The 21,672-nt window shown below is 70.6% G+C and carries 24 protein-coding genes; 10 read left to right on the top strand and 14 right to left on the bottom strand.

Annotated features, from left to right (window positions below; all coding sequences use genetic code 11):
- Positions 1 to 57: 57 nt before the first annotated feature.
- Positions 58 to 1,428, bottom strand: coding sequence for a Calx-beta domain-containing protein (locus tag G6O68_RS08285; protein WP_165246538.1), 1,371 nt, complete (start codon positions 1,426 to 1,428; stop codon positions 58 to 60).
- 464 nt (positions 1,429 to 1,892) lie between these two features.
- On the opposite strand from G6O68_RS08285, the gene G6O68_RS08280 reads away from it, so the two are divergent.
- Together G6O68_RS08280 and G6O68_RS08275 are read left to right on the top strand one after the other, a co-directional pair.
- Entirely contained in the window at positions 1,893 to 2,285 is a 393-nt protein-coding gene (locus G6O68_RS08280) for a hypothetical protein (RefSeq protein ID WP_165246537.1), read from the top strand.
- A gap of 35 nt (positions 2,286 to 2,320) precedes the next feature.
- Entirely contained in the window at positions 2,321 to 2,779 is a 459-nt protein-coding gene (locus tag G6O68_RS08275; protein ID WP_165246536.1) for a hypothetical protein, read from the top strand.
- A 415-nt stretch (positions 2,780 to 3,194) separates the two neighbouring features.
- On the opposite strand, the gene G6O68_RS08270 is transcribed toward G6O68_RS08275, so the two are convergent.
- Together G6O68_RS08270 and G6O68_RS08265 are read right to left on the bottom strand one after the other, a co-directional pair.
- Complete coding sequence (locus tag G6O68_RS08270) at positions 3,195 to 4,865, bottom strand: hypothetical protein (RefSeq protein WP_165246535.1); 1,671 nt, start codon at positions 4,863 to 4,865, stop codon at positions 3,195 to 3,197.
- A 243-nt stretch (positions 4,866 to 5,108) separates the two neighbouring features.
- Entirely contained in the window at positions 5,109 to 5,885 is a 777-nt protein-coding gene (locus tag G6O68_RS08265) for a hypothetical protein (RefSeq protein WP_165246534.1), read from the bottom strand.
- A 62-nt stretch (positions 5,886 to 5,947) separates the two neighbouring features.
- On the opposite strand from G6O68_RS08265, the gene G6O68_RS08260 reads away from it, so the two are divergent.
- Positions 5,948 to 6,202 carry a hypothetical protein gene (locus G6O68_RS08260; protein ID WP_165246533.1) on the top strand — a complete coding sequence of 85 codons (255 nt, stop codon included), beginning with the start codon at positions 5,948 to 5,950 and terminating at the stop codon, positions 6,200 to 6,202.
- A 7-nt stretch (positions 6,203 to 6,209) separates the two neighbouring features.
- On the opposite strand, the gene G6O68_RS08255 is transcribed toward G6O68_RS08260, so the two are convergent.
- The 4 genes from G6O68_RS08255 to G6O68_RS08240 all read right to left on the bottom strand — a co-directional run bounded on the left by G6O68_RS08255 (position 6,210) and on the right by G6O68_RS08240 (position 10,374).
- Positions 6,210 to 6,950, bottom strand: coding sequence for a hypothetical protein (locus tag G6O68_RS08255; RefSeq protein WP_165246532.1), 741 nt, complete (start codon positions 6,948 to 6,950; stop codon positions 6,210 to 6,212).
- Between the two features lie 315 nt (positions 6,951 to 7,265).
- Positions 7,266 to 8,747, bottom strand: coding sequence for a protein adenylyltransferase SelO (locus G6O68_RS08250; RefSeq protein ID WP_165246531.1), 1,482 nt, complete (start codon positions 8,745 to 8,747; stop codon positions 7,266 to 7,268).
- 272 nt (positions 8,748 to 9,019) lie between these two features.
- Positions 9,020 to 9,541, bottom strand: a complete 522-nt coding sequence (locus tag G6O68_RS08245) for a hypothetical protein (RefSeq protein ID WP_165246530.1) — start codon at positions 9,539 to 9,541, stop codon at positions 9,020 to 9,022.
- A gap of 554 nt (positions 9,542 to 10,095) precedes the next feature.
- Positions 10,096 to 10,374 (bottom strand): hypothetical protein, encoded by a 279-nt coding sequence (locus G6O68_RS08240; protein ID WP_165246514.1) that lies wholly within the window; start codon positions 10,372 to 10,374, stop codon positions 10,096 to 10,098.
- 288 nt (positions 10,375 to 10,662) lie between these two features.
- Between G6O68_RS08240 and G6O68_RS08235 the strand changes: the two genes are divergently transcribed.
- Positions 10,663 to 10,986 (top strand): hypothetical protein, encoded by a 324-nt coding sequence (locus G6O68_RS08235; RefSeq protein ID WP_165246529.1) that lies wholly within the window; start codon positions 10,663 to 10,665, stop codon positions 10,984 to 10,986.
- Positions 10,987 to 11,177: 191 nt separating this feature from the next.
- Here G6O68_RS08235 and G6O68_RS08230 read toward each other — a convergent pair whose 3' ends face one another.
- Entirely contained in the window at positions 11,178 to 11,408 is a 231-nt protein-coding gene (locus tag G6O68_RS08230; RefSeq protein ID WP_165246528.1) for a hypothetical protein, read from the bottom strand.
- On the opposite strand from G6O68_RS08230, the gene G6O68_RS08225 reads away from it, so the two are divergent.
- The 6 genes from G6O68_RS08225 to G6O68_RS08200 all read left to right on the top strand — a co-directional run bounded on the left by G6O68_RS08225 (position 11,392) and on the right by G6O68_RS08200 (position 15,792).
- Complete coding sequence (locus G6O68_RS08225) at positions 11,392 to 11,874, top strand: hypothetical protein (RefSeq protein WP_165246527.1); 483 nt, start codon at positions 11,392 to 11,394, stop codon at positions 11,872 to 11,874. The two genes, G6O68_RS08230 and G6O68_RS08225, sit on opposite strands and share 17 nt — an antisense overlap.
- A gap of 170 nt (positions 11,875 to 12,044) precedes the next feature.
- Positions 12,045 to 12,962 (top strand): helix-turn-helix domain-containing protein, encoded by a 918-nt coding sequence (locus G6O68_RS08220; protein ID WP_165246526.1) that lies wholly within the window; start codon positions 12,045 to 12,047, stop codon positions 12,960 to 12,962.
- Between the two features lie 387 nt (positions 12,963 to 13,349).
- Positions 13,350 to 13,997, top strand: a complete 648-nt coding sequence (locus tag G6O68_RS08215; protein ID WP_165246525.1) for a hydrolase — start codon at positions 13,350 to 13,352, stop codon at positions 13,995 to 13,997.
- A gap of 335 nt (positions 13,998 to 14,332) precedes the next feature.
- Positions 14,333 to 14,782: a hypothetical protein gene (locus tag G6O68_RS08210; RefSeq protein ID WP_165246524.1), complete on the top strand. Its 450-nt coding sequence runs from the start codon at positions 14,333 to 14,335 to the stop codon at positions 14,780 to 14,782.
- Between the two features lie 221 nt (positions 14,783 to 15,003).
- Entirely contained in the window at positions 15,004 to 15,330 is a 327-nt protein-coding gene (locus G6O68_RS08205) for a thioredoxin family protein (protein ID WP_165246523.1), read from the top strand.
- An 87-nt stretch (positions 15,331 to 15,417) separates the two neighbouring features.
- A complete protein-coding gene (locus tag G6O68_RS08200; protein ID WP_165246522.1) occupies positions 15,418 to 15,792 on the top strand; it encodes a hypothetical protein in 375 nt (124 codons plus the stop codon).
- 149 nt (positions 15,793 to 15,941) lie between these two features.
- Here the strand turns inward: G6O68_RS08200 and G6O68_RS08195 are convergent, their stop codons facing one another.
- The 6 genes from G6O68_RS08195 to G6O68_RS08170 form a co-directional block, all read right to left on the bottom strand.
- Positions 15,942 to 16,259 (bottom strand): hypothetical protein, encoded by a 318-nt coding sequence (locus G6O68_RS08195; RefSeq protein WP_165246521.1) that lies wholly within the window; start codon positions 16,257 to 16,259, stop codon positions 15,942 to 15,944.
- Positions 16,260 to 16,299: 40 nt separating this feature from the next.
- Complete coding sequence (locus G6O68_RS08190; protein WP_165246520.1) at positions 16,300 to 16,620, bottom strand: hypothetical protein; 321 nt, start codon at positions 16,618 to 16,620, stop codon at positions 16,300 to 16,302.
- 643 nt (positions 16,621 to 17,263) lie between these two features.
- Positions 17,264 to 18,583, bottom strand: coding sequence for a glutamyl-tRNA reductase (hemA, locus tag G6O68_RS08185; protein WP_165246519.1), 1,320 nt, complete (start codon positions 18,581 to 18,583; stop codon positions 17,264 to 17,266).
- On the bottom strand, positions 18,580 to 19,455 hold the full coding sequence (locus G6O68_RS08180; protein ID WP_165246518.1) for a cytochrome C assembly family protein: 876 nt from the start codon (positions 19,453 to 19,455) through the stop codon (positions 18,580 to 18,582). Before G6O68_RS08180 ends, hemA begins: the two co-directional genes overlap by 4 nt.
- Positions 19,456 to 19,813: 358 nt before the next feature.
- The gene (locus G6O68_RS08175) at positions 19,814 to 20,671 is read right to left on the bottom strand and encodes an alpha/beta hydrolase (protein ID WP_165246517.1); all 858 of its coding nucleotides are present in this window, start codon (positions 20,669 to 20,671) and stop codon (positions 19,814 to 19,816) included.
- 83 nt (positions 20,672 to 20,754) lie between these two features.
- On the bottom strand, positions 20,755 to 21,672 hold a 918-nt coding region (locus G6O68_RS08170; RefSeq protein WP_315852128.1), incomplete at its 5' end, for a choice-of-anchor Q domain-containing protein.

The raw sequence follows: 21,672 nt of genomic DNA, 5'->3' as shown, positions 1-21,672 counted from the left end.
TAACGAATCGTGCGGCCCGGCGGGAAGACCCCCGGCGCCGCCGGGCCCGGCCGCCGGTCAGCCCGGCAGGCGCACGATCGGCTCGGTCATGGCAAAGCCCAGCAGCGTCGCGCGGGCGGGGTTGAGCTTCCGCCAGCCCGTCGCGGCCGACCAGGTCCAGAGCCCGGCGTCGCCGTAGTCCATGTGGACCAGGTCGGGGGCGGCGTAGACGACCGATCGGGGCGCGACGGTGTTGAGCTTGCTCCAGGTCCCGTCCGCCGCCAGCCGCCAGAAGCCCCCGGCCCCGAAGTCCAGCAGCTCGGACGAGAGCATCGCCCTCGGCGAATGCGAGCTGACCTGCGACCACACGTCGAAGTCGCCCAGCTTCCGGAGGCCCGCGGAGCCGAAGTCGACGAGGATCCCATAGGGGAGCAGCGTCATCTCCTCGGCGTTCCCCTCGTGGACGCGCGCCACGGCGCCGCCGGCGTCGAGCCGCCAGAGGCCGAAGACCCCGTAGTCCAGGAAGTAGACGCCCCCGGCGTTCAGCATCTGCTCGGGCCCGTAGTCGCGGACCTTCGCCCAGCCGGTGTTCTCGTTCCAGGTCCAGAGGCCGTGCTCGGCGTAGTCGAAGACGGCGCTGCCGGGGAAGCCCGACATCGCGCGCGGGCTCAGGTCGTGGACCTTGGCGTAGCCCCCTTCGGCCGACCACTGCCAGACCCCGCCGTGGCCGAAGTCGATCAGGGCCCGCTCGCCGAGGCTCGACGTCAGGATGATCTCCGGGTCGACGTGGCTGAGCCGGGAATATCCGCGCAGGGCGTCCCACGACCAGAGGCCGGCCGGGCCGAAGTCCAGGTAGGCCCCGCGCCCGGGGGCGGCGACGATCGCCTCGGGGGAGCCGTCGTTGATCTTGCGGTAGCCTTCCGCCTCGTTGTACGTCCAGAGCCCGGCGGCGCCGAAGGCGTGGAACACGAGCCGCGAGGCGCTCCCCGGCTCGTCGTCGACGATCGTCACCGTCTGCGCCGTAGTGGCGACCAGGTCGTCCTCCTCGCCGCGATACAGCTCCAGCCGGAGCTGCTTCTCCAGGGGCTCCGAGATCGCGTCGTCGACGATGGCGAGATCGAACGTCGCCTCGGCCTCGCCGGCGGCGAACGTCACCACCCGGTCGAGGGGGACGAAGTCGTATCCCTCCAGCGCCGTGACCGGGGCCGTGCGGACGGAGATCGTCGCCGCGGTCGTCAGGTCGCCCGTGCGCATGAGCGCGACCTGGATCACCCCCTCGGACTCCTCGACCGTCCGCGAGAACGCCAGGAAGACGGCGTACGGCCCCCCCGACGGGTCCAGCTGGCTCGCGATCGCCGACGGGGCGGCCGTCAACAGGCGGCGCCCCTCCAGCGATTCCAGAACCGGCCTTCGGGCGGGGCGTCGCGACGATCGGTGCGGGCGCATCATGCGGTAGCTCCTCTGCAGAGTGGCGGTCGTCCCGCGTCGCCTGGCCCGACGACGCTCCTCGCGACCGCCGGCGGCATCCTATCAAACATGCGATCGTCGCCGAAAGTCTTCGTTGATGCCCCGCGCGGATTTGTCGTCGGATCACCTCACGATCCGACCGACCCCCTCCGAAGAGGGCCCCGCATGCCCCTCGCGGGGGGCGTTCCGGTCCGTCGGTTCGAATCCCTCGTCCGCCGTGAGCGATCCCGAGCCAGGGGCCGACCCCCGGAGAAGCCGCCGGCGGCCCGATCCCGACGGGTTCTCGCGTCGGGCTTCGTCGGAGGATTGCGCGTGAGCCCTCACGGACGCATCCGATGATCGGCCGGTATCTCGGTGATCGCCGACCTTGGCGCGGATAGAATCGCCACCTGCGACGGGCGGCCCGCGTCGGGCCGCGTTCGTCGCCCACCCTCTCGGAGGCGATCATGAAGGCGATTCTCTCGATGGCGGTGATCCTCGGGGCGTGCGGCCTGGCCGCGGCCGACGACAAGGCGGCCGACCCGGTCGGCAAGTGGCTGTGCAGCTACGAGATCGGCGGCCAGGCGCGGACGTCCACCCTGACGATCAAGAAGGAGGGCGACGCGATGACCGGGACCATGGACTGGGCCGATCAGAAGGGCGAGAAGCTGAAGGACCTGAAATTCCAGGACGGGAAGCTGACCTTCTCCGCCGTGAGGAAGTATCAGGACAACGACATCCCCATCGACTACACGCTGAAGGTCGAAGGGGACGAGCTGAAGGGGAAAGGCGCGGTGGACCTCGGCCAGCTTCGGGAGTTCGAGATCGAGGGCAAGCGCGAGAAGGGGGGCGGCAAGTAAACCGCGACCTTGAGCATCCGCGCGGGGGGGCGACGATGGGACACGAGGCGATCATCTACGGTCGGATCGTCGGCGCCACATGGCATGTCGGCGAGGGGTTCAGGCGGATGTACGACTTGAACCGCGACGCCCTGGCGGCCGTGCCCGAGGAGGATGACCACCCATGGGTGGTCAGGGGCATCTTCGCCCTGCCCGCGCCTTACCCTAGGGGCATCTACCGCCGCCAGATCATCCACTTCGGCCTGTCGATGAAGGACTTTCCCTATGAGCAAGACCGCTGGGACGTCTGGCTGGGGAAGTTCGAACGGGTCCTGCGGGAGTTGTACTGGTGGTCGGCCCGCGCGCACATCGACACCGACTTCGCCCCGCCGCAGGTGTTCGACTGGAAGCCGACCGACGACGCGATGTGCGGCCTGCTCGACGACCCGCCGCGGCCGGTCTCGGAATGGGTCCGGACCGTGCGCGACGACGGGCCGCACCCGGCGGGCCCGTGACGCCAGCCGCCGGGAGTCAGGGCGCTGGGATTCGCATCAAAGAATTCCCTTCCCCCCTCGGTGGGGGAACGACCGCGAAGCGGTCGATGAGGGGGACCATCCAGGCTGACGATGCGAGGTCGCGACGACGTCCGAGCCCACCGGATGCTCCGACGGCCTTCTCGCTCGTCTTCCCCCTCATCCGGCCCTGCGGGCCACCTTCCCCCGCCAGGGGGGAAGGGTTTGAGATATCAGCCGATATGCACGTGAAGCCCGCTCGCAGGGTTCGAAGGGCGGGGCGGCTCGACCGAAGGCCGGCCCGGTCGAGCCTCCGAAGGCGCTCGCGCGCGTCCCCCCCTCATCCGGCCTCCGGCCGCCTTCTCCGACGAGGGGAGCAGGACGATTCGCGATGGTCTGTTCACGGATCGGCGCGTCGTTACGGCGTCGCCGGGGCGAGGAGGCCTTCGAGCAGTGGGACCAGCGACGGCTCGACGATCGGGCCGATCTCGCGGGGGACGGCGATGCGGAACTCGCGGCCGTCGGGGGCGCCGGTGAGGGCGACGCCGATGAAGCCGGGGTCGGCGGAGGGATCCGGCGGCAGGCCCAGCAGCTCGCGGACGCTGATCAGCGTCAGGTCGTTGACCCGCGCCGGCAGCCGCGATCGCACGGCCCGGTACGACGGCGTCGCGCCGATCGCGCCCTCGCCCGCCAGGGCGGCGTCGATCCGGGCGCGGGCCTCGTCCCAGTCGTGGGCGATGACCGAGAGGACGCGCGTGCCGTCGGTGCCGAACCACTCGTCCATCGAGTCGCCGCCGAAGAACGAACGCATGGACGCGGCCGCCGAGGCGTCGCCCCCCGCGAGCTTCGCGTAGTCGAAGGCGACCCGGGCGTGGTTCAGCGTGAACCCCCGGTGGACCACCGCCGCGCGCTCCATGACGACGTCCGCGCCGAAGCCTCCCCGGGCGTCCCCCTTCATCGCCTCCAGCACGCCCCCCATCGCGGCGACCATCTCCGTGGGGTTCTCGGGAGTCGGCAGGTAGATCCACCCGAAGCCGCCGCGCGACGTGGTCGCGTTGATCAGCTCGATGTGCCCCGCCCGGCGGTAGTGCTCCAGGATCTCCGCGAACTTCGCGTCGTCCGGGGTGACGCGGCGGCCGACGAACGCCAGAACCAGCCGCTCCATCCAGGAGACGTCGTCCGCCTCGCCCGAGAGGTAGCGGTAGTGCGCCGAGCCGACCGGCAGCGTGGCCAGGGCCTCCGGATCGCCGGGCCGGGCGCCGGGGAGCCGACGCTCCAGGTCCGAGCCGGCCACGGCCCGCGTCGCGCCCGCCACGTCGAGGCCGTTCGCGTGGAAGTCCACCCCGAGGGCGACCCCGCGCGTCTGGATCAGCTCGTCGTGGACCCGATCGTAGACGATCGCGGCGCACTCCGCGAAGCCGTCATCGCCGAGCTGCGAGAACAGGACCCGCGCGGACCGCCGCAGCTGCTCGATCTCCTCGCCGCGACCGACCCGGAAGGCCGCCAGGTTGACGAACAGGCCGACGTCGCCGGCGAAGAGCCGCTCGCGCTGGTCGTCGGTCATCACCGAATCCAGCGAATCCCCGCCCCGCTTCGCGACGGCCGCGATCAGCTCCTCATCCGTGCCGAACGCGACGAACCCTGGGCCCGAGGCGACGTAGGACGTCCCGCCGGCGCCCGCCAGGGCTTCGTAGCCGCCGTCGCGGGGAGACGCCTGGGGCTCGCCCCCGCTGAGGGCCCGCCGCAGGCCCTCGACGTCGTCGGGCCGGGCCACCAGCGCGATCGGCGGGATCCCGTCGCCCCCCGGGCGGGCGCGGCCGACCAGGATGAACAGGGGCGACCGCGCCGCGGCGGCCCCGAATCGGCCGGTGAAGCCCGCGATCGCCCGGTCCAGCTCGGGACGGATCGCCCGGTCCAGGTCCGGGCCCATCGCCCCGACCATCGCGGCCACGTCGTCGCGCGCCGCCTCCACCCCCCGCACCCAGGCCACCGCCTGCACGTCGGCCGGCAACGAACCCAGCCAGGCGGCCTCCGGGGGGACGGCCCCGACCAGGGCGGCCACCGTCAGCGTCATCAAGCTCGCGATCATCGGCCCGTCTCCACGAGATCCCCTCGCCCCCCGGAACCCTTCGCGCTGCGCGCGATGCCGCGGATGAGGCCCCGCCCGCCGGTCCGATCCGACGGGTCCATGCTTCCCAGCATGACAGATCGAGCAGATATTATAAATAGGATAGGAGGGATGGGTTGAATGTCCGGGCGGTGTGGAGGGGTGGGCAGGACTCCCGGCCTGTTCGCGAACGGTCCCCGCACGGGCCCGCCTCGCATCGTCTCATCACGACGGGCGAGGCGAGACTTTCCGAAGGCGGAAGTCGATGTAGTCGATCCGTTCGAAGTCCGGGAAGCTCGTCGCCGTCCCGTGGGAGCCGAGCCCCAGCCCGAGGCCGGGGTTCTCGACCCGCGCCCGGAGGCCCGGCTCGGGCCAGTATTGGCCCACGAAATAGCCGAACCCGATGCCAGGATCGAAGGCGTCCTGCTCCACCAGGAAGTCGTGGGCGAAGTCCCAGATGTTCCGGATCTCCGCGAGGGTCGTGGCTCGCCGCTTCGAGACGAAGTGGCTCACCCCGGGCTCCGGCCGACCGGCGACCTCGTCCTCCTCGTCTTCGTCCTCGGCGCAGGCCTCTTCGGCGAAGAAGCTCTCCTGGAGTTCGCCGTCGGCCCAGAGCGTGTACCCGACGCTGGAGCAGCTGTCGCTCATCCCGAAGGTGATGAGTTGGGTGCCCAGCTTCTTCGAGAGCGACCGCCAGTCCTTGTCGTCGATGCTTTCGTCCCAGTAGGGGGGCTCGTGATAGTCGACGACCTCCGTCCACGAGTGGCCCCGCAGCCGGAAGAGGAAGCATGCGGACCGCTCCAGGGTGATCTCGCGGCCGAGGACGTCGCGCTCCCAGACGGCCGCCTCCGGGGCCAGGGCCCGCCCGACCTCTTCGACCGAGGCCTTGATGAGGACCAGGTCTCGGTTAGCAGCGAACGACTCGACCCCGCGCCGTTGGTCCCAACGCCGGTTGATCCAGGCGAGCCGGTCCTTCTCGTACCACTCCCGGTGGTCTTCCATCGCGTCGCATCTCCCGCCGAGACCAGCCGATCCGCGCGAGGATCGAGGAAGGATCGCCGCCGATGAGCCGGAGGCCGCTCGGGGTCACCATCATGGTCCTGTTCGCGCAGGCGCTGCTAGCCTTTCTGGCCCTCGTCTTCCTGTTCGGCGTCGCCATCCAGGTCGCGGACAGGGGGGGCGGCCGCAGCGGGATCCAGGCGCGGTCGAATGTCACCCTGGCGGACCGGGTCACGGAGGGGGCCGTCCTGCTGGCCGCCGGATCCCTGAGCCTGGCGGGCGTGGGTCGCCTCGCGCGAGGTTTCGGCGATCGCCGCTGACCTCGGCTCAATCCAGGTCGGCGTCCCGGGCCGGCTTCGGCTTCCCCTCGTCGAACGTCCGGGCGTAGAGCCCCCGGGCGTCGTCCCAGGCCTGGGCGTACTCGGCTCGCAGGTCACGGCCGCGCAGGAGCCGGAGCCCGAGCCAGGCGAGGAGGGCCGAGGCCACGGCCACGACCGGGAGGATCAGGGAGAGGGCGGGCTCCCACCGGTCCTGGCCGAGGAGCAGCCGACCGATCGCGAACAGGGCGATCCCCGCCAGCATGGCCGCGTAGACGAGCGCGGCGAAGGGGAAGACCGCGACGAAGGCCGCCCGGAACCCGCGGGTCCGTTCGGAGGCGTCCAGGGCCGCCCGCCTCGTCGCCGCCCCCGCCTCCCGCGCCCGGAGGTGCCAGTCGGCCTGTTCGGCGGCGTCCGGAGCCGGCCGCGCGCGCCGAAGGAGCCGGATCCCGAGCCAGCCGAGGAAGGCCGAGGCCGCCGCCATCCCTGGGATGATCAGGAAGAGGCTCGGTTCCCACCGGTCGCGACCGATGATCATCCGGTAGAGGATGTAGAGGTCGAACCCCGCCAGCAAGATCGCGTAAATGATCGCAAGGACGGCGAAGACGGTGAGGAGGAACGCCCGGAGCGCCCTGGACTGTTCGGCGGAGTCCGAAGCCGGCCGCTTCTCCCCGGTCGACGCAGCGCTCCGGTGGACGGCACCCCCCACCATCAGGCCGATCCACAGGAAGAAGAAGTCGCGGCCCGTCATCGGGATCACCTCCTCGGGCGGCGACGTCCGCTTTGGCGTCGCTCGCTCGGAGGCTTCGCTCGACGCGGCTGGATATTGGGGAGATTCGTCCGGATCCCGAGACTCCGCGGAAAGTCCCCCGGATTTCGCGGAAATCCTCCGGGTGCCACGGGTTCAAAGAACCCGGGGACCGGCTCGGGATCCCAGCGACGGCCCGGGACCGATCCGACGCCGATTCCACGGGCTCAAGGAACCCGTGGCACCCGATCCGAGCCCCTCGACGGTCCAGGGACGGGAGCGGTCGCCGGATCGCTTCCGGGCCGTCCCGCGGCCGCGTCAGGTCCCGCAGAAGGTCCGATAGCCGCGATCGTCGGCGGGGGGCTCGCGGTACTTGGCGTGCTCGGGCCGGTCCTCGAAGGGGGACGCGAGCGCGGCGAGCAGGTCGTGCATCACGGAAAGGTCGTCGCCCTGCTCGGCGGCGGCGAGGGCCTCCTCGACGCGGTGGTTGCGCGGGACGACGGCCGGGTTGACGCTCCGCATCAGGGCGAAGGCCTCGGCTCGGTCGCCTTCGCGGCCCAGGCGTTCCCGCCAGCGCGCGTGCCAGGCCAGGAACTCCGGGTCCTGGAAGCGGTCGCCGGCCGGGGGCTCGTCGGACGCCAGGTCGCGGAACGTGTTCGTGAAATCGGCGCCCATCGTGTGCATCCAGTCGAGCAGCGACCGGACCAGGTCGAGGTCGCCGAGTTCCGCCGTCTGGAGTCCCAGCTTCTTCCGCATCCCGGCCAGCCAGTAGCTTTCGAACCGCTCGGGGAATTCCTCCAGGACCTCGGTGGCGATCGCGATCGCCTTCTGCTGGTCGGGGTCGAGCAGCGGCAGCAGGGCCTCGGCGAGCCGGGCGAGGTTCCACTGGGCAATGCCCGGCTGGTTCTCATACGCGTACCGGCCGCCGCGGTCGATCGAGCTGAAGACGGTGCGCGGGTCGTAGGCGTTCATGAACGCGCAGGGGCCGTAGTCGATCGTCTCGCCGGAGACCGCCATGTTATCGGTGTTCATCACCCCATGAAGGAACCCGACGTTCTGCCAGCGCGCGATGAGCGCGGCCTGGCGGTCGACCGCGGCGCTCAGGAAGGCCCGGTACTTGTCGGGCGCGTCCGCCAGCTCCGGGTCGTGGCGTTCGATCGCGTAGTCGGCGAGCGCCCGCAGGACGTCCGGCTCGCCGATCCCCGCCGCGAACTGGAACGTGCCGACCCGGATGTGGCTGGCGGCCGTGCGGGTGAGGATCGCCCCCTGGCGCGGGGTCTCGCGATACACCACGTCGCCGGTGGCCACCACCGCCAGGCTCCGCGTGGTAGGGACGCCCAGAGCGGCCATCGCCTCGCTGATGATGTGCTCGCGGAGCATCGGCCCGAGGACGGCCAGCCCGTCCCCCCCGCGCGAGTACCGCGTCCGCCCCGACCCCTTGAACTGGACGTCGACCAGCCGTCCCGACGGGTCGCGGTGCTCCCCCAGCAGGATCGCCCGGCCGTCGCCGAGCATGGTGAAGTGCCCGTACTGGTGCCCGGCGTACGCCTGCGCGATCGGCCTCGCCCCGGCGGGCACGTCCTGCCCCGCGAACAGCCGCGCGGCGGCCTCCTCCGAGATCGCCTCCAGGTCCAGCCCGAGTTCCCCCGCCAGCCCGTGGTTGAGCACCGCCACCCGCGGGGCCTTCACCGGGGCCGGCGCCGTCGGCACGAACAGGACCTCCGGCAGCCGCGCGTACGTGTCTTCGAACCGCCAGCCGACCTTGTCGCCGACTGTAGCCGAGGCCTCTTGCTCGAACATCGTCTCCCCCCTCGGTCGCGGTGGCCAAAGCCCCATCCTACCCGTTTCCGACCATGCGAAGCGCGCGCCGCGATCACGCGGCGCGCCGATCCCGTTTGCGGGCCGCCGACGGACCCCGCACCTTCCGGGACTTCATGCGCGTCGCGTGATCCTGGGCGGCGGGACGATGGCGGTCGACCAGACCAGCCAGAGTCCCCGAGCGGAGCCGGCGTTCACGGACAGGGCGAGCGCCCATCGCAGGCGGGCCGTCCGGAACGCCGGAGTGCTCCGGCTCAGGCCGGATCGGTCCCCGGCCCCGGCCACGCAGCGTCCACGCCGATCCTGTTGACCACGATCACGGCCGTGGCGTCGCGATGAGCGGAGTCGCGCTGCGCGATGAGTATGAAGGTCAGCCGGATATCCTCCACCGCCTCGGCACGGAACCGGAACGAAACCGGAGTGAATTCTTCGCCCTCGGCGAAATGGGTCACGCTGTGCTGGTCGTTCACGATCAGCACGAGGACGGTGTTCGTGCCCGATCCCTGCTGGCAATCACCGTCCACGAAGAACGTCACGTCCACATTCTGGCCGCTGGCCGGGATCACCGCGGAGTAGTTGCGCGACCGCGTCGGGGACTGGGTGTTGGCCACTCCGTCGTAGCCGGGGGTCCCGACGCCCGCAGCGAGGCCCGGTACGAACCCGATCTGGAACGCCCTCTGGTCGCCGGCCCGCTCGTATTCGACCTTTCGACTGCTCGAATAGGTCAGCCGCCTGCCGAAGGTAAGGCCGACGTTCGCTCTGCTCCTGCTCGCCATCGCTACCTCCCGTGTGCGGGGTGTGCGGGGAACCAACAATGAGCCCCGCTTGATGCGAAATCGGGTCGGGTCGGACGCCGGGACTGCGGCGTTCCGAGCCAGGGTAATGGGCCGGATCAGCTCGGTCGAATTCTTTCTTCTAAATATCGGAGTTGCCTGGCAGGTGCGGTCCCTCCGGGCGAGCGACAGGGCCTTCCGCGTCAGCCCGGGGACGCTCACGATGACCGACGCCTGGGCCTGGAGCCGCCCGGCGAGCGAGTCGGTGGACCGCTCCGACTCTCCCCGGGACTCGCCGCCGCGCCGCCCGAGCCACGCGGACGAGCGGCGGGCCTGGCGGCGTGCGCTTTGGGGCGAGGAGATTCGTGCGGCTCGACGGCCGGGGGTCGCGGAAGAGGCAAGACAGGCCACGGCCGAACGGCTGCTCGGACTGGCTGCAGAGCATCAACGAAGTCGCGGAAGGTCCAGGGAGCCCGAAGCCCCCTCATCCACGAGGCTTCGCCGGGGCTGGGAGACCTCACGACGACCCGAGCCGTCGTCCGTCGCCCCTTTCGGGCTCAGGCCAGCGGATCGGACATGTCCGGATCGACCGGCGGCTTGTCCGGAAGACCCTGGGACGGGATGCTCGGAGGGCCGGGCGGCGTCGACGGCGGTTGAAGGAAGACGACGATGATGAAGGTGGCCACCGGGCCGAGCAGGAGCGAGATCAGCCACCAGGCCAGGCCGCTGTGACCCTTGGACTGCGCCAGGCCGGCGTTGATCAGCGACAGCGTGCCCCAGCCGATGTAGTGTTGCGAGAGGTCCGAATGGGTCGTCGCGGCGAATAGCGGGCTCATCGTAACCTCCGTGGCTCCGGTCACGTTACGGTGAGTCTTTCGGGGGCCGTCCCTGATTATTTCAGGACCTGGCGAAGCGTCGCGTCGCTGGATCGTGGGCGGGGCCCGTCGCGGCTCACGACGTCCGTGGTGTTCGCCCCGACCGGGCCGATCCAGGAGGTGAGCCGGGTAGGGTGGGCATTGCCCACCACGACCGAAACGAAGAGGTGGGCGGTGCCCACCTTACCGCATTTCGCAGCGAGGCGACCCGCTTCGAACTGACGGGCGGCACGCCCAGGAGACGGACGGATGGACGCCGCGAGCGGCGAGTTGCGAGACGTCCTCCTGGATGCCAGGATGTGGCTTGCGCGGCCCGACGCCAACTTCGACTGGTCCTCGTGGTCGGACGCCGAGGCGGCCTTGCGAGAGATCGACGGAATGATCGCGGCGCTGGAACTCGGGCGAGTCCCTTCTCGGCTCACGCTCTGCGTCCTCTTCGCCCCGACCGGGCCGATCCAGGAGGTGAGCCTGAGCAGCGGCTGGGGCGACGAGTTCCTGACCCTCGCCGAGCGATTCGACGCCGCGGCCGAGGCGTATTACCGCCGCCGGTCCTGGTGGCGACGGTGGCTTTGACGGTCGGGCGCCGTCGCTCGCAAGGGATGAAGGCGGCAAGCCGGGAGGACCACTGGCACGGGGTGGTCGTCGGATGCGAGCATATCATCGGGGCCCGGTTCCGCCCGGAGTGTCAGGCAAGAGTGGTGACCGCCATCGTCCCGGTCGGGTCGGCCTACGTCCAGGTCGACGGGATCGCCGAACATTTGAGATCAAGCCGCCATGACCTTCTTCGGGGGTGCCCTGATCCTAGCCGTCATGGGACTCCCCATTGCGTGGCTGGCGTCCGAGTTCCGCTGCGGCCGCGGGATGAGGATATCGCTCGGGATCGCCTCGATGGCGGTCGTGACCGTTACGGCGTCGGGCCTGTGGGCCGCCCTCGCGATGCTCCAGTAGAACGCGGATTTCGGGCTCGCGACGAAGGGGTTGATCGAAGCTTCCATCGAGCAGCTCGAGGGCGATCAACCGGACCGCGTCCTGAAGGCGTGGAGGGGCCTGAACGCCCAGTATCGGCCGACCTACGAGAACCGCGCCCAGTACCCGGAACTGGCGGCCGAGGCGACCGCCCGGATTCGCGGCGAGAAGACGTTCACGCCCGGCACCCCCTGGGATGCAGGGCCGTTCGATCGCGAAACCTGGGTCGGGCACTGGGAGAACGATACGGGCTACTGGATCGTGGTCAGCGGCACAGGATTGAACGTATACCGATCGGGCGATCCGCCTGAAAAGATGCAAGCCGCATCCCTGTCCGACGACTTCAAGACGCTAACATTCGGCGAGCGTGGGAAGTGGCGTCACACGCTGACCCTGGTCGACAAGTTTGAGCTGACGCACGAATGGTTCGACCTGACCCGCCAGGAGGTCTGGAGGACGGAGCCGATGTTCAAGCTGATAAGAGCTACCAAGTAGCACGAACACCCCGGCCGACGCGGGCATCCATCGGAATCACCTGCCTCCGTACTCGCCGAAATGGAGCCGGATCGAGCCGACCACGGCCGATCGCCCATCGCGAGAGTCGAAAGCCACTCCGTCCGACCTCTTGCCTCCTCGGGTAAACTCCAGGCGAGGAGGCTTTCGAAATGTCGCGTGATCCCATCCCGCCGATCGGCGGCCCCGATTCCCGCGTCGACGGCGTGATCCCCCTGCCCGAGAACGTGACGAGACTCTCAGCGTCGCGACGCGCCTGGAACGGTGTGGGCGTCGACGTCACCGACTTCCACTGTGCGGGGCGGGTCGTTCATCGCCTGCCCCACGAGACCGAGACCCGCCTCAGCGTCGTGCTGGAGGAGGTGGGCGGGCGCTGCGAACCGCGCCTGCGCGAGGATAAGCCCTGCGCGATCGCCTACACGCCCAGGCACATGCACTTCGCACCGGCCGGCCATGAGTCGTGGGGCTTCAGCGACGACATCCGCTTCGTGAAGGACGCCACACTGACCTTCGATCTCGCGACGCTGGGCGAGCGGCTGGGCACCGATTTCGACGCCGCCGCGACCGCCACCCCCCGGCTCCGCTTTTCCGACGATCGCCTCTGGACCCTGGTCCGGCTGCTCGCCGACGCCGTGAACGACCCCGACCCGTCGGCGCAACTCTACGGCGACGGGCTGACCGCCGCGATCGCGGCGCGGCTCTTCGCCGGCCCGACGGGCCGAAGCCCCAGGCGGGGCGACGGCCTCGCGCCGTGGCAACTGCGGCGGGTCGTCGAGTATCTGGACGCGCACCTTCCGAGGCGCGTCGACCTCGCGGATTTGGCGGCGCTGGTGGACCTGTCGCAGTCGCACTTCAGCCGGGCGTTCCGGGCCTCCACCGGGATGGCCCCCTATCGCTGGCAGCTCGACGCACGCATCCGACGCGCCCAGGCCCTGCTGCTCGACAATCGCTCCACTCTCGACCAGGTGGCCGAGGCCACCGGCTTCGCCGACGCGGTCCACTTCGGGCGGACGTTTCGGAAATTCACCGGCGCGACGCCGGCGGCGTGGCGAAACGACCGGAAACGCTGAGCGCGAATCCATGACGATTTCGGACTGCGGATAGCAGGATCGAACAGGGACTTCCCGGACGCGGGAGGGTATCGTTCCTTCTCACCAGCCAGGCGAGTTCACCCCCCTGGTCCGTGACGAGGACGATGAGCGATCGACCGACCATCGACCGCGATCGTCCGATGCGGGCGAACCTCGCGCCCTCCAACGAGCGCGATCAGGCCGGCGCATCGCGACGATCCCCGAGCGGCCTGCCGCCGGCCGGGTGCTGCACGAGCCGGCCCGCCCGACGTTCCGGTCGCCGTCGCCGGTGCGGACGTCGCCCGCTTCGAGGGCGGCCCCATCCGCGCCCTCCACGGCTCCCTCGATCCCGCAAGCGAACAACCTCGATCCCCACAAGGAGCGACCATGCCCAAGACCGGCCTCGACGCGCTGCTGCGCCCCGCGGACAGCATCCTGGTGCTCATCGACCACCAGCCGTTCCAGTTCACCAACCTGCACAGCCATGAACCGACGATGATCGTCAACAACGTCATCGGGCTCGCCAAGGCGGCGAAGGCGTTCGACGTGCCGACGATCCTCACGACGGTGATCCAGGACCGCGGCGGTTATCTGATCAAGGGACTGCAGGACGTCTTCCCCGAGCAGCAGCCGATCGACCGCACCTTCATCAACACCTGGGAAGACCCGAACGTCACCGACGTCGTGAAGAAGAGCGGCCGCAAGCAGCTCATCCTGGCGGCGCTCTGGTCCGAGGTCTGCCTCGCCATGCCGACGATCCAGGCGCTGGGCGAGGGGTACGACGTGTACATCGTCACCGACGCGTCGGGCGGCGTCTCGGCCGAGGCCCACGACATGGCCGTCCGCCGCATGGCCCAGGCCGGCGCGATCCCGATGACCTGGTTGGCCGTCATGTGCGAATGGCAGCGGGACTGGGCGCGCGAGAAGACCGCCGCCGCCGTCGCGGAGATCCTCGTCGCCCACGGCGGCGCCACCGGCGTCGCCTTCGCCTGGGAGATGCAGCTCCTCGCGGGCCACGCCAAGTCGGGCGCCTGACGCGCCGATCGCATCGGCATTCGTCCCAATCCGCCGCCGCCCCTCGCCGACCGGCCGGGTTGCGGAGCGACCGCCGGGTCGAGCGGCTCGTCTGACGGTCGAAGCCGTCGGCTTCGACGATCACGCGGCCGCCCTCGCCGGATGGATTTTCGGTCCAGCAGGGTGGGCGCCGCCCGCCGCATTCGATCCGGTCGAGGCGGGCGGTTCCGACGCGAATCGGCTTCGGGAAGGTCCGACCTGGACTTCGCGGGGGCCGGGCGGGATGATGGGGATCGAGGGCCTGTTTCGATCACGCCCTTTCGTTCATCCACTTCGCAGGTCAGGCGGCGGGAAGCGTGATGGCGGGATCGGCCACGCCGGATGAACCAGCGACGCCCACGCCCCCCGCGGGGCGGGCTTCCCGCCATACTCTCGGGTTGCTCGTCGCCCTCTATACGCTCGCCGTCGCCTGGGGCGTGAGGAGCATCCACTTCTGGGAACCGTCGAGGATGGACGTCGTGCTCCACGTCGCGGCGGCCCTCGCGCTCGGGTGGTGGGCGATCGTCGACGCCCGCGGGCGTCGCCATCCCATCCCCCTCCTCTCCAGGCCGTGGTTCTTCCTCGGGGCCGGCCTCCTGGTCCCGGGGTACGTCGTCTGGACCCGACGCTGGAAAGGTCTGGGCTGGCTCGCCCTGAACGGCGCCCTGTGGTACGCGGTCGCCACGCTCGTGATGCACGTCGGTGGTTGGCTTGTCTTCGGCGACGAGTGGCTTCGCGCCTTAGGGATGTCACAGGACCCCGCCTGACCCGGCGTCATGGCGGCTCCCGCCCCACCCGGGATCATCAAGGCATCCGTAACTCCTGGTCGAACGGCTCGGTCGGTCGTGATGCGGAGATCCCGTTACGCCCGATCGGCCGGATCGACGAATCGGGACTTGAGGTCGCGAGTGCGATGGAATTTCCCCGCCCCATCCCCGGCTGGAGGCCCTCGACGCCCGAGGTACGGGGCCTCCAGGTCGAGGACCTCATGCAGCAACACCCGGCGGTCGCCATTCACTTCTGGGCGCCCTGGAACGGGCATGACCCGGCGATGGACCGCAGCATCCAGGGCATCTCCGGCAGGTTCGCCGGTCGCGTCGTGTTCGTCTCCTGCAACACCGACCTTGAAGAGAACCGCGAACTGTGTCAGCAGTGCGGCTTCATGAACATTCCTGCCCTCGGGCTGCTCGTCTCGGGGCATCCACCGATTTCGGTCATCGGGTACCGCGACCCGGAGACGCTTGCGGGCTTGATCGAGTCGCGGCTGAACGGGCCGAAACGGAAGCGGAAGCCTTGGTGGGCGTTCCGGGGCTAAGGGAGCCCACACGAGCCGGGTCCGGTGGGCATGGCCCGCCGCGACCGAACCGAAGGGTGGGCGGTGCTAGACTGACTGGAGGCCCGCGTGAAGCTGGAGTTCCTCCCCGACGGCTCGGACGACTGCCCCCTGGTCCGGGTGTTCGACTTCCGTCCCGAGGAAGCGGCCGGGATGTTGACGGCCCTGGGGGCGCTCGCTTCGGGCGAGCGGGAGACGATCGCCGTCCACGAGTGGCCCGGGGTCGAGGCGGTCGACGGGTGCCGGCTGGTCCTCCGGGTCGGGCCCGGGGATCGGGGCGTGATCCGACTTCGCGACGCCGGGTTCGAATGCGTGCTTTCGCAATCGGGTTGGGACCAGGTGGCCGGGCTGGTCGAGCCGTTCTCGCAAGGCGGCGCGGGCTACCAGTGGTTGGTCCGGTCCGGCGACGCCTCGTGGCTGATCTCGCGGAGCGGCTTGTGGTAGCGGCGGCCGCGAGGATCCCCCGGACCCCGACTCTCGGATCCGCGAGCCGGGTTTCCGCAACGCCCCATGATGGCGCATTGTCAGGATGGGGCGTTGCGCTCTAATCTTTGGCAATTCGGCAAGAAACGGGCTGGAGCCGGGCCTTGGGATCAGACGAACCCGAAGACCGTCCATGTGACGATCAGGCTCAGGATCACCATGTCGGCCGCGAGGACGATCGCCAACTGGCCGAAGCTCAGGCCCTTGACGGCCGGGGTGATCGCCGCGCCGAAGGCGGCCCCGAGGAGGCCGGCGGGGGGCGCGAGGTAGCCGCCGAAGGCGATCATCCCGAACTGGGCCCCGATGAGCGTGTAGGGCACGCCGCGACACGGGGCCCAGCCCCCGACGAAGCCGAGGACGGCCCCGAGCATCGTGACGGCCAGCGGCGCCGCCGCCAGGCCCTGGATCGCACCTTGAATGCGCGTCATGGACGTTCCTTCGTAGATCAAAGGGGGGGGCCGGGCGGACTTACCGGCTCAGGCCGAAGGCGGCCCAGATCATGAACAGGCCGAGGGTCGCCCCCAAGCCCGCGATCGCGGCCATCAGTTCGCCGACGCTCAGCTGTCGCCAGCCTGGCGCGAAGACCGCCCCGAGGCTTCCCCCGAGGACGGCCGCGGGAGGGCCGAAGATCCCCCCGAAGGTCGCGAGCCCGAAAACGGCCCCGCCGGCCGAATACGGCACCCCGTGACACGGCGCCCAGCCCCCGACGCAACCGAGCACGGCCCCGAGGACCGCGACCACGATCGGCAGCACCACGAATCCTCTCAAGGCCCCTTCCATTCGCGTCATGATTTACACCTCGTTCGAGTCTCGTATCTTCTCCGACACTGACAATCGAGATGCTCGTTTCGGGAAAGACTGTGACAACCAACGCTCGGTCGTCCCGAGACTTCGCCCTCGGTCGGGTCATGGCAAAGCGCGTGGGACAAACGATGCACGCCAAACGAAGCCAATTTTCCGAGGCGATTTAAGTCCTTATAATGTATTCGGTTGGGGAGGGATAATGGGCTGCAATGCCGCGCGCGAACGAACCCAATCGAAGCCAATCCCGACGGGTGGCGAGGCGAGGGCCTCCGGCATCGATCGGGACGTCGCCGCAACCTCGAACTGGACGGTCCTCACGCAATCCCACCGGGGGCGCGAGACGATCTTCGGATGCCACGAGTTCCGTGAGTCTGCGGACCGGCCGGGAAGACCGGCGACGGCTCGGGAGGCACCCGGCAATGATCCGCAAGCTCCCCGAAGCCGTAGCACCCGGCCACGAGCCTCTCAAGGATGCCCCGCCGGGCATGCCGAGCGTGTCGAATCGCGCCGAACGAAGCCAATTTTCGCGGTGGACGCAAGACGTTGTATTGCCAGGATTTGCGATCGGAATATGGGGCGAGGTCCGCGCGCGAACGAACCCAATCGAAGCCGATTTCCGGCGGGCGGCTCAGGTGATCTTCTTGAGGCTGCTCGGGGCCGGGGGGTCGGCGAGGCCGAAGAGGTGGCGGACGGCGGAGAGGATGGGGTGGGGGGCTTCGGGGGCGGCGGCGGCCTCGGCGGCGGCGGAGCGGACGGCGGCGCGGGGGTGGTGGAGGAACTGGTTCTGGAGCCGGGCGGCCATGTGGGCGATGGCCTCGCGGTCGGCGTCGGAGAGCTGGGGGAGGTTCTGGAACAGGTGGTCCAGCTCGCGGCGGCGGATCTGGTCGGCCCGGTCGCCGAGCTGCCGCAGGAGCGCCCCGGCGTCCTGCTGCTGGCGGACGGCCGCGTAGCAGGCGGCGGTCTCGCGCTCGATGATCAGGAGGGCCGGGTCGACCCCCTTGCGACGCCGCGACAGGTTCTGCTCGGCCTGGGCCCGCAGGTCGTCGACGTGGTACAGGGTCACCTGGTCGAGGTCGCCGATCCGGGGGTCGAAGTCGCGCGGGATGGCGATGTCCAGGATCAGGGCCAGGCGGTTGCGGCGGGCCCGCTGGACGCGGACGTACTGGTCGTAGTTCACCACCGGCTCGGCGGCGGCCGTGGTGCTGATGACCAGGTCGGCCTCGATCAGGGCCTGGTTCAGCCGGTCGAACGGGACGGGCTCGCCGCGCCATTTCTCGGCGGCGGCCTGGGCGCGTTCGGGGTTCCGGTTGACGATCAGGATGCGGCCGGGGCTCAGGTTCTTGAGGTGCTGGAGGGTCAAATCCCCCATCTTGCCCGCGCCGATGACCAGCACGGTCTTGTCGGCGAAGGTGTCGAAGACCTCGCGGGCGAGGTCCACGGCCACGCTGGCGACCGAGAGCTTCCCCTGGTCCATGCCGGTCTTCTCGCGGACGAGCTTGCCGACGCGGAGGGCGTTCTGGAAGACCGTGTGGAAGACCGGCCCGGCCCCCTGGCGGTCGACGGCCGCCCGGTAGGCCTCGCGGACCTGGCCGAGGATCTGGCCCTCGCCCAGGACGAGGCTCTCCAGGCTGGCGGCGACCCGGAAGAGGTGGCCGACGACCGCCTCGTCGTGGTAGCCGACCAGGTGGCCGGCGATCGTCTCGGGGTTGAGGCCGTGGAAGTCGGCCAGGAACGCCGTCAGGGCGTCGACCCCGGGGATGTCGCCGGCCGGGCCCGCAGCGTAGACCTCCACCCGGTTGCAGGTCGAGAGGACCACGAACTCGTTGCCGGGGAAGGCGTCCCGGAGCGCGTGCAGGCCCGCGCCCAGGCGATCGTCGCCGAACGCCAGGGCCTCGCGGACCGTCGCCGGCGCGGAGCGGTGGTCGACCCCGAGGGCGAGGAGCCTCACGGCGGGCCTCCCGCCGTCCGAGGCGCGCCGTGGGCCGTGGGGAGGCGGAGGGCCTCGACCCCGACCCAGGTGAAGACCAGGAAGGCGAACGCCGCGATCGTCAGCATCATCACCGTCCGTCCCCGCATCGACGGCCGGAACCGGGCGTGCAGGAGCCCCGCGAACACCAGCCACATCCCGAACGCGCTCAGCACCTTGGGGTCGTACCAGGGGACCCCCGCGTGGGGCCCGCCCCCCCCTTTGCGAAGCTCCACCGCGCTGAGCAACGCCCCGATCAGGAGCCCGGCCGTCAAGAGCGGGAAGGCCGCCACGATGGCCCCACGGTTCACCCGCTCGGACTGCTCCAGGCTCGGCAGCGAGAATCCGAAGTTCCGCGTCTGCTTGGACTTCAGCCGGCGCATCTGGGCCAGGTACATGAGCCCCGCGGCGAACGCCAGCGACGCGCAGACGGCCCCGGCCAGCAGGAAGATCCCGTGGACGGTCCCCCAGAAGGCGGTCGCCCCTTCCCAGTCGCGGCCCTCGGCCGCCCGGGGGACGAACCAGGCGGCGCCCAGGATCAGGCCCAGGACCAGGGGGAGCGTGAAGAAGCCCACGGCCACCTTGCGCGGCCACTGGACCATCAGGTAGAGCCCGATCAGGGCCACGACCCACGACAGCACCATGACCGACTCGAACGCCGAGGTCACCGGCAGGGGCGTCCGGCCCGACCAGGCGATGTTGGCCAGGTAGAGCGTCTGCACGCACCAGCCCAGGAACGTCAGGCCGACCCCCAGGTGCCACCGCAGCTCGCTGCGCACGAAGAGCCGGGCCAGCTCGACCGCCAGCGCCAGCCCGTACGTCCCGGCGAAACAGAGGATCTGCAGCCGATCCATGCCCGGTGGGTGCCTCTCGCCTCTCTTGCTTCCGTCGCCTCGGCCAGGTGGGACGCGCCTCGGGACGCGTGGATTCATTGTAGGCGAAAGCCCGGCCGAATCCCAGGGGCGACGGCGGGCGGTCGCGGCGACACCGCCGGCGCTCGTGCTGGTCTTCCCCCGTGGCGGGGGAAGACAAACCGCGCAGCGGTCCGATGAGGGGGGGACGCCCGCGGGGAGCCTCGGAATTCGGAGCCCTGCCCGCACGACGGTCGGCCTCGTCGAGCCCCGCTGGAACCCCGTCGGCCGTCTCGCTCGTCCCCCCCTCATCCGGCCCTGCGGGCCACCTTCCCCCGCCAGGGGGGAAGGGTTTGCGTCCTCAGCCGGGCTTCGGCAGGTAGCCGATCGAGGTCAGGAAGGCGTCCATCCGGGCCGTGGTCTTCTGCTTCCAGGGGGGCCGGTTGAAGAAGCCGTGGCCGACCCCTTCGGCGGTGAACAGCTCGGCGACGGCCCCGGCGGCCTTCGCCTTGGCGACGTACTCGTCCCCCATCGGGGCCAGGGGGTCGTCGGTCCCGAAGAGGATCAGGGCCGGCGGGGCGCCCTTGCCAACGTGGAGGACGGGCGAGATCGCCCTCCCCAGCTTGGCGTCGCCGCCGATCCGCTGCATCAACTTCGGGACCCCCTGGAACCGGAGGACCGGGTTGAACAGGACCAGGGCGTCGGGCTTGGAGGAGACCGCCGGGTCCTCGCCGGCCGCGTCCAGCCCCGGCGTGAACGCGGCGCAGGCGGCGATGTGCCCCCCCGCCGAGCCGCCGGCCGCGACGATCCGGCTCGGGTCGATCCCCTGCTCCTTCGCGTGGGCCCGGAGCCACCTCACGGCGCTCTTGGCGTCCTCGACGCAGGCCTCGGGCGAGACCCCCTGCCGCGACTTCACCCGGTAGTCCGCCCGCGCCGCGACCATCCCCCGCCGGGCCAGGTGCTCGGCCTGCTCCTCGAATTGCTTCACGTCGCCGTCCGCCCAGCCGCCGCCGAAGAAGAAGACGACCCCCGGCCGGGCGTCGGTCGCCTTCCAGCCGGGCGGGTACGTCACCAGCAGCTTGAGCGGCCCGCTCGCCGGCTTCTTGTAGACGAACCCCTTCGTCGTCGTCGCACCCTCCTCGGCCGACGCCGAGCCCGAGCCTGCGATCATCCCCAGCCCCAGCCACAAGGTCGCCCCGAGCCGTCGTCGAACGCTCATCGCCTCGCCCCCCTCGCCCCGGCCTGGTCCTCGATCCGAAGATGGAACACCGGACGTCGCCCCCGGTATCGCTCGGGCGGGACTCATCTCAACGCCCCCGGCCGGCGCGCGAACCTCGGGCCTGCACCGGGGTGGAACTCGAACGCGCCGAGGTCCACGCTCCGGCCGACCCGGCGTTGGAAGCCGGGCCCGCGGGCGTCGGTCTCCAGGCCGTAGGCCGCTGCCAGGCGGTTCGAGCCCCGGCCGATCGCCGGGCTCCTCGGCAGCAGCGCCCGGGTCGAGGCCTGGCCGCCGTTCGTCCCCAGGGCCCCCAGGCGGGGGTCGGCCACGAGGAACCGGACGCCCGTGTAGGACCGTGGCGCGGAGGACGTCGCCAAGAGGTCCGCGGCCCCCGAGGCCCGGTAGGACCGCACGGCGTAGGTCGCCGCCTGGTCGTCATTCACGGCCGCGTCGCGGACCTCGACCGGGACGTTGGAGAGGAGGTTGGGGCCGATCGCGTTGATCGTGGTCGGGCCGTAGGCCGGGAACGAGGCGACGGCCGGGACCGCCGGGTTCGAGCTGGTCAGGATGCTGTTGCCGAGGTTGACCGTCGCCGCGGCCTGGCCCCCCTCCGGCGTCAGGCCCATGGCGATGCAGTAGACCGCCGCGCCCGACATCTGCCCCGGAGCGCCGGCCCCCAGGGCGTAGCCGACGCCGTTGCCCGCCAGGGTCGAGTTGACGACGTTCACGACGCCGTTGAGATTGAAGACGCCGCCCCCGAAGCCCGAGCCGGACTGGCCGTTCTTGCTCGAAGGGGAGTCGGCCGAGCCTCCGCCGGAGCCGCCGGAGGCCACGTTCTGGGAGAGGGTGCTGTTGAGGATGGTGACCGTGCCGAAGAGGTTGAAGACGGCCCCCCCCATGCCGGCCCCGCCGCCGCCGGTGTTGGAGCCGTTCAGGGTGTCGCCGCCGCCGAAGCCCCCCGGCCCGCCGCCGTCGCCGGCCCCCACGATCCCGGCCAGCCA

This window comes from Paludisphaera soli (genome assembly GCF_011064595.1).
GTDB lineage: Bacteria > Planctomycetota > Planctomycetia > Isosphaerales > Isosphaeraceae > Paludisphaera > Paludisphaera soli.
The sequence above is the reverse complement of the archived record's forward strand: the minus strand, read 5'-3'. Positions and strand labels throughout refer to the sequence as shown.

Excerpts from the sequence above, each read along its gene's own strand:
- G6O68_RS08180 (WP_165246518.1), bottom strand. The coding sequence starts at position 19,455 with ATGGATCGGCTGCAGATCCTCTGTTTCGCCGGGACGTACGGGCTGGCG.
- G6O68_RS08215 (WP_165246525.1), top strand. The coding sequence starts at position 13,350 with ATGCCCAAGACCGGCCTCGACGCGCTGCTGCGCCCCGCGGACAGCATC.
- G6O68_RS08265 (WP_165246534.1), bottom strand. The coding sequence starts at position 5,885 with ATGGAAGACCACCGGGAGTGGTACGAGAAGGACCGGCTCGCCTGGATC.
- G6O68_RS08285 (WP_165246538.1), bottom strand. The coding sequence starts at position 1,428 with ATGATGCGCCCGCACCGATCGTCGCGACGCCCCGCCCGAAGGCCGGTT.
- G6O68_RS08205 (WP_165246523.1), top strand. The coding sequence starts at position 15,004 with ATGCAGCAACACCCGGCGGTCGCCATTCACTTCTGGGCGCCCTGGAAC.
- G6O68_RS08220 (WP_165246526.1), top strand. The coding sequence starts at position 12,045 with ATGTCGCGTGATCCCATCCCGCCGATCGGCGGCCCCGATTCCCGCGTC.
- G6O68_RS08240 (WP_165246514.1), bottom strand. The coding sequence starts at position 10,374 with ATGAGCCCGCTATTCGCCGCGACGACCCATTCGGACCTCTCGCAACAC.
- G6O68_RS08245 (WP_165246530.1), bottom strand. The coding sequence starts at position 9,541 with ATGGCGAGCAGGAGCAGAGCGAACGTCGGCCTTACCTTCGGCAGGCGG.
- G6O68_RS08250 (WP_165246531.1), bottom strand. The coding sequence starts at position 8,747 with ATGTTCGAGCAAGAGGCCTCGGCTACAGTCGGCGACAAGGTCGGCTGG.
- G6O68_RS08260 (WP_165246533.1), top strand. The coding sequence starts at position 5,948 with ATGAGCCGGAGGCCGCTCGGGGTCACCATCATGGTCCTGTTCGCGCAG.
- G6O68_RS08195 (WP_165246521.1), bottom strand. The coding sequence starts at position 16,259 with ATGACGCGCATTCAAGGTGCGATCCAGGGCCTGGCGGCGGCGCCGCTG.
- G6O68_RS08230 (WP_165246528.1), bottom strand. The coding sequence starts at position 11,408 with ATGGAAGCTTCGATCAACCCCTTCGTCGCGAGCCCGAAATCCGCGTTC.
- G6O68_RS08255 (WP_165246532.1), bottom strand. The coding sequence starts at position 6,950 with ATGACGGGCCGCGACTTCTTCTTCCTGTGGATCGGCCTGATGGTGGGG.
- G6O68_RS08175 (WP_165246517.1), bottom strand. The coding sequence starts at position 20,671 with ATGAGCGTTCGACGACGGCTCGGGGCGACCTTGTGGCTGGGGCTGGGG.
- G6O68_RS08270 (WP_165246535.1), bottom strand. The coding sequence starts at position 4,865 with ATGATCGCGAGCTTGATGACGCTGACGGTGGCCGCCCTGGTCGGGGCC.
- G6O68_RS08190 (WP_165246520.1), bottom strand. The coding sequence starts at position 16,620 with ATGACGCGAATGGAAGGGGCCTTGAGAGGATTCGTGGTGCTGCCGATC.
- G6O68_RS08235 (WP_165246529.1), top strand. The coding sequence starts at position 10,663 with ATGGACGCCGCGAGCGGCGAGTTGCGAGACGTCCTCCTGGATGCCAGG.
- G6O68_RS08280 (WP_165246537.1), top strand. The coding sequence starts at position 1,893 with ATGAAGGCGATTCTCTCGATGGCGGTGATCCTCGGGGCGTGCGGCCTG.
- G6O68_RS08275 (WP_165246536.1), top strand. The coding sequence starts at position 2,321 with ATGGGACACGAGGCGATCATCTACGGTCGGATCGTCGGCGCCACATGG.